The organism is Bacillota bacterium (assembly GCA_040754675.1).
Classification (GTDB): Bacteria; Bacillota; Limnochordia; order Limnochordales; family Geochordaceae; genus Geochorda.
The window spans coordinates 1-4,745 of record JBFMCJ010000318.1 but is presented as its reverse complement, the minus strand read 5'-3'; the positions used below and the strand labels follow the sequence as shown (position 1 = coordinate 4,745).

Here is a 4,745-nt window from a genome sequence, read left to right as displayed (position 1 = left end):
CGGGGGCTAAGCTGACGCTACTTTCGGTGGCCCAGGTGCCCGAATTCATCGAGACGGTCAACGAGCTGGATGATGCGACCGAAACAGCGCGCGGGTTCCTGCGGGCAGCGGCGAGACGCCTGCTTGCCCGGGCCGAGGCGAAGGGCGTGCGGTTAGAGACGCGGCTGGAGGTGGGTCACCCCGCCGACAGGATCCTCGCCTTTGCCGGGCAAAGTGGCGCCGACCTCATCGTGATGGGGCGCCGAGGGCTCAGCGGCGTTTCCCGGTGGGTGCTCGGTTCGGTATCCGACCGGGTCCTGCAGCATGCCCCCTGTCCCGTGCTCGTGGTACGCTGACCTGAGGCGTCCTCAGCGCTGCAACAGCCGGGACGCCGGCAGCACCTCGACGCCCATGCGGCGAAGTTCGGGCAGCACGGATGCCACGGCGGCCGCCGTGGAAGGCTTCACGTGGCCGATGGCGATGGCCTGCCCGTCGCGGCGGGCCCTGGCCGCCGCCAGCTCCAGTCTCGACCGCACGGCCCGGAAGTCCTGTTCGCCGTCGAGGAAGAGGTCGTTGCGGGCCCAGGCGATCCCCAGCCGCCGGGCAATCGGCCCCACCACGGAGCGAGGGTTCGTATGGCTGTCCAGGAAAAACAGCCCCCGCCGCGCCACCACCGTCAGCACTTGCGCCATCACCCGCTCGTCGGCCGTTGCCCTCGAACCCATGTGGTTGCTCACGCCGACGGCCCCCGGCACGGCGTCGATGGCACGCTCGACCCGCTGGCGGATCTCCTCGTCGGAAAGCGCCGTGGTGATGGCGCCGGGCCCGGGATTCAGGCGGCCGTCCAGGGGCTCCATCGGCAGGTGCACCAGCACCTCGAAGCCGTGCTGGCGGGCCATCTGCGCCTGCTGGCGGCTGTAGGGCAAGAACGGGATGACCGCCACCGTTAGCGGCGCGTCCAGCGAGAAGAACCTCTGCGCGGCCTGCCAGTTGTATCCCCAGTCGTCGATGACGATGGCCAGCCGGGCAACGCCGGGCCGCCCTGGGGCGATCTGGCCAAGGTCGCTCCCCATCCGCGCCGGCGACGGGAGCTGCGACCCGGCTCGGGAGCTTTCCTCAAGCGGGACGGGCGGCCCGCCGTTCTCCTGCATCCGGGTGGCCCAGGCCGGGTAGGCTTCCAGTTGCCAGCGGTAGAGCACCTGGACGCTCCCGCCCACCACCGCCACGAAGACCAGGAGCCCCAGCGCTCCCGGGAGCCACTCCGGCACCGCCCTGGCGCGCACGGGGCGGGCGGGACGGCCAGAGACCGGCTCGTGCTCGGCTTCGGGCCGCACCGGGTGGCCGTTCATGCGATGGTGCGGTGCGCCCCCCGCCGCCGGAGGCTGCGCCAGATTCGCTGCAGCGGACTCGTGAACTGCAGGGTGACGTAGCGGGGCTCGTCGGCTTCAGGCGCGGGCACGATCCCGAGCGGCGGTACCCTCCCAGGGTAGCGAAGCCGCCGCCGCTGGCGCGCCGCCCCGGCCGGCAGGCGGCTTTCCACTTCGAGTTCGATATCGTAAGCCCAGGGCTCCATGGCCGCCTGCAGCGCCTGCCGGTCCGGCACCGGCTGGTCGTTGAACGACAGGATCACGTCGCCCGTTCGCAGGCCCATGCGTTCGGCGGGGGAATCGGGCAGCACGTCCAGCACCATGACCCCGTCCCGGCTCACGAAGACGGGTTCGCCCTGCTCCCGCCACCGGCCCCACTGAATCAGCAGGTCGTGTCCCACCGGCGAAAAGATGGCGGCCACCCAGGCCAGCAGGGGATAGCGGCGCGCCCCGAGCGCCAGCAGCATGAGCACGGCGCTGAACACCACCAGCCCGCCTGCCGAATCCCGCGCCTTTACCCGCGGGTCGCGCGTCACGGTGAAGTCCCCGTACCCGAGGCCGGCCACGACAGGCAGAAGCTGGAAGACCATCTGATAGCCCGGCGGCACTTGAAGCGACGGATCGAACAGCGGCCACCAGTCGGGCATCGCGACGCCGGTGCCGCCCACCAGCATCTCCTCGGCCACAGCCAGCCCCACCACGGCGATGAAGGGGAGCGGCCAGACCTTCTGCAGGGCGAACCCGCCCACCACCCGGCCATCCGGCTGCTTGATGTAAAGGGGCGTCGGGTTCAGGGCGCCCGTCAGCCAGACGAGCGCCGCCTCCACCAGGTGCAGCGTCGCCACCAGCGCCATCACCGCCGGGACGTCCACGCCCGGAATGCGGAAGACGATCGCCGCCAGCGACACGAGCCCGCCGGCGTACGCAAAACACAGAAAGCGAGGCTGGACCATGGCCAGGAGCAGCGCGACCAAGAAAAGCACCGGCCACATCATCAGAAAGTTTGCGTCAAAAGCGATGCCAAGCCCCACGAAAAGCGCCGTGGCCAGCGCCCCGCCGAGCGCTCCCATGCCCAGCGCGTTCAACGTCTGCCGGCCCGTCGAGGTGCGCACCACTCCAAACATGTACTGTTCCATCGCGGCGGCCCTGGCAGCCTGCATGTAGACGAACCAGACCACGATGGAGAGCAGAAGCAACGTCGTGGGCGACTGCAGCATCTGGGCGAGGGTCGTTCCGATGAGGCGCAGCAGGTCGGATACGGGCATCCTCTTAGCCCGCCCTTGCCGGCTCGTTTGTCTGCGAGAGCTGGCGGATAAGAATGTCCATCGCCTTTTTAAGCTGCACGTCGTTGGGGTCGACCTGGTCCTCGACCAGAGGGAGCTGTTCGGCCTCTTTATCCGGCACCTCCACCGTCACGTCGGGGTGGATGCCCTCATTGCCGATGAAGTGTCCGCCGGCCGTCTGGTACTTCTGCGTGGTGACCACGACCGCGTCACCCCGCCGAAGCGGGATCATGGTCTGCACGAGGCCTTTGCCAAACGTGGTCGTCCCGACCAGCGTGGCCACCCCCCGGTCCCGCAGGGCGCCGGCCACGATCTCCGAGGCGCTGGCCGAACCCTTGTTGACCAACACCACCATGGGCACCCTCCGGTACGTGCGGAACGGGCTTGCGTCGATGCTGCGCCGCTCGCCGCTTCGCCCCACGATGTACACGATGGGCCCGTCCCGCAGGAACAGGTTGGCGACGTCGACCGCCGCGGTCAGCAGGCCGCCGGGGTTGTTGCGCAGGTCCAGGATGAGAGCGCGGTAGCCCTGGCGTTCGAGGCGGTTGAGGGCGTCCTCCATCTCCTTGCCTGTCTTTTCAGAAAACTGGATGAGCCGGATGTACCCGATGCCCGACTGCAGCATCTGAACCGACGAGACGGCAGGGACCTCGATCTCCTCGCGGACGATGGTGACCTTGAACCGTTCCCCCGCCCGCTCGATGGTCAGTTGAACCGACGTGCCCTTGGGGCCCCGTATCATGCTGGTGGCCTCGTCCTGCGACATGTCGGCCGTCGGGCGCCCCTCGACCTCGACGATCCAGTCGCCGGCCCGCAGTCCCGCCCGGGCGGCAGGGGTCCCGGGGATGGGCGCTACCACCGTGAGGCGGTTGTTTTTGATGCCGATGTAAATGCCGATGCCGGCGTAGTGACCGGTGGTCTCGATCTGGAACTGCTGGTAGGCCTGAGGGTCCATGTAGCGGGTGTAGGGATCCTTGACGGCCTCCTTGAGCATCCCGTTGATGCTGCCGGTGCGGATGTACGCCGATAAAAGCTCGACGGTGCTGACGGGCTCCAGGTAGTGGGTCTTGATCACCCCCACCACCTCGAGCACCGTCGTCAGGTCTTCGCCGGGACCCTTCGCGTCATCCGTAGGCGCTCCGGAACTCAACAGCGCCGAGCCGGCCAGGGCGAGTGCAGCGAGGACGGCGAGCACCGCAAGCGCCGGCCATGCCCTTCCCAGACGGTTCTTCACAGTGCGCCTCCCCGGCCCGGCTCGTACACGGCGACGTCCAGCCCTACGCCTTCCTCCGGACCCGCTGCCCCATTATACCGCCTAGCCGGTAACCCAACACCGCCCCGGCGAATGCGGGAAGGGCTGCGAGCCGCTTGAGGCGCCAGGGCTGGGTGGCGGCCCGGAACAGCCATTCCAGGCCCAGCCGGCGCACCGCGGGCGGCGCCCGGCGGGTCCTCCCCGCCCAGACGTCCAGGCTCCCCCCCACCCCGATGGCCACCCGAACCGCCCGGCGCAGGCGCTCGCGGCGGTGATCAATCCAGGCCTCCTGGCGCGGGACGCCCATGCCCACCAGCAAGAGCGCCGGGCGGGCGGCCTCAATGGCACGGAGCAGCCGCTCCTCTTCGTCACTTCCAAATGCGAAGTAGCCGTGATGCGTGCCGGCAACGCGCAGGCCCGCAAGATCCGGGCGTGCCTGCAGCCGCCGGGCTGCCTCCTCGGCCACGCCGGGGCCGTCCGGCCCCGGAGGCTCGCCCCCCACGAGGAAAACGGGCAGGTTCAGGCGGGCGAGCTCCCGCAGGCAGCGTTCGGCGAGTTCGACGCCGGGCACCCGCCCGAGAGCGGGCCGGCCCAGCATGCGGGCGGCCCACACGACCCCGATGCCATCGGGCACCACCAGTTCGGCCCGGCTCACGACGCCGGCCAACCCCGGATCCTTGCGGGCACGCATCACCATCTCGGGGTTGAGGGTGACCACGTGCCTGAGAAGGCCCGAGGCGCCGTCCCTCTCCTGCACCCAGCGGGTGACGAGGGCTGCCGCCTCTTCGAGCCCCACAGGGTGAACCGGCAGCCCCAGGATCTCATACGGCCCGGGCTGCCCGCCGCCTTGCTCGCCGGCCGTCG

The 4,745-nt window shown here is 69.8% G+C and carries 5 protein-coding genes; 1 reads left to right on the top strand and 4 read right to left on the bottom strand.

Annotated features, from left to right (window positions below):
• The coding region (locus AB1609_15780) for a universal stress protein (GenBank protein MEW6047912.1) at positions 1 to 335 on the top strand (335 nt) is incomplete at its 5' end.
• Between the two features lie 12 nt (positions 336 to 347).
• Here the strand turns inward: AB1609_15780 and AB1609_15775 are convergent.
• From AB1609_15775 to AB1609_15760, 4 genes are all read right to left on the bottom strand, one after another.
• Complete coding sequence (locus tag AB1609_15775) at positions 348 to 1,328, bottom strand: divergent polysaccharide deacetylase family protein (GenBank protein ID MEW6047911.1); 981 nt, start codon at positions 1,326 to 1,328, stop codon at positions 348 to 350.
• On the bottom strand, positions 1,325 to 2,611 hold the full coding sequence (locus AB1609_15770) for a PDZ domain-containing protein (GenBank protein ID MEW6047910.1): 1,287 nt from the start codon (positions 2,609 to 2,611) through the stop codon (positions 1,325 to 1,327). The genes AB1609_15775 and AB1609_15770 overlap by 4 nt, the downstream gene beginning before the upstream one ends.
• A gap of 4 nt (positions 2,612 to 2,615) precedes the next feature.
• Entirely contained in the window at positions 2,616 to 3,863 is a 1,248-nt protein-coding gene (locus AB1609_15765; protein ID MEW6047909.1) for a S41 family peptidase, read from the bottom strand.
• Positions 3,864 to 3,906: 43 nt separating this feature from the next.
• On the bottom strand, positions 3,907 to 4,745 hold an 839-nt coding region (locus AB1609_15760; GenBank protein ID MEW6047908.1), incomplete at its 5' end, for a WecB/TagA/CpsF family glycosyltransferase.

Excerpts from the sequence above, each read along its gene's own strand:
- AB1609_15775 (MEW6047911.1), bottom strand. The coding sequence starts at position 1,328 with ATGAACGGCCACCCGGTGCGGCCCGAAGCCGAGCACGAGCCGGTCTCT.
- AB1609_15770 (MEW6047910.1), bottom strand. The coding sequence starts at position 2,611 with ATGCCCGTATCCGACCTGCTGCGCCTCATCGGAACGACCCTCGCCCAG.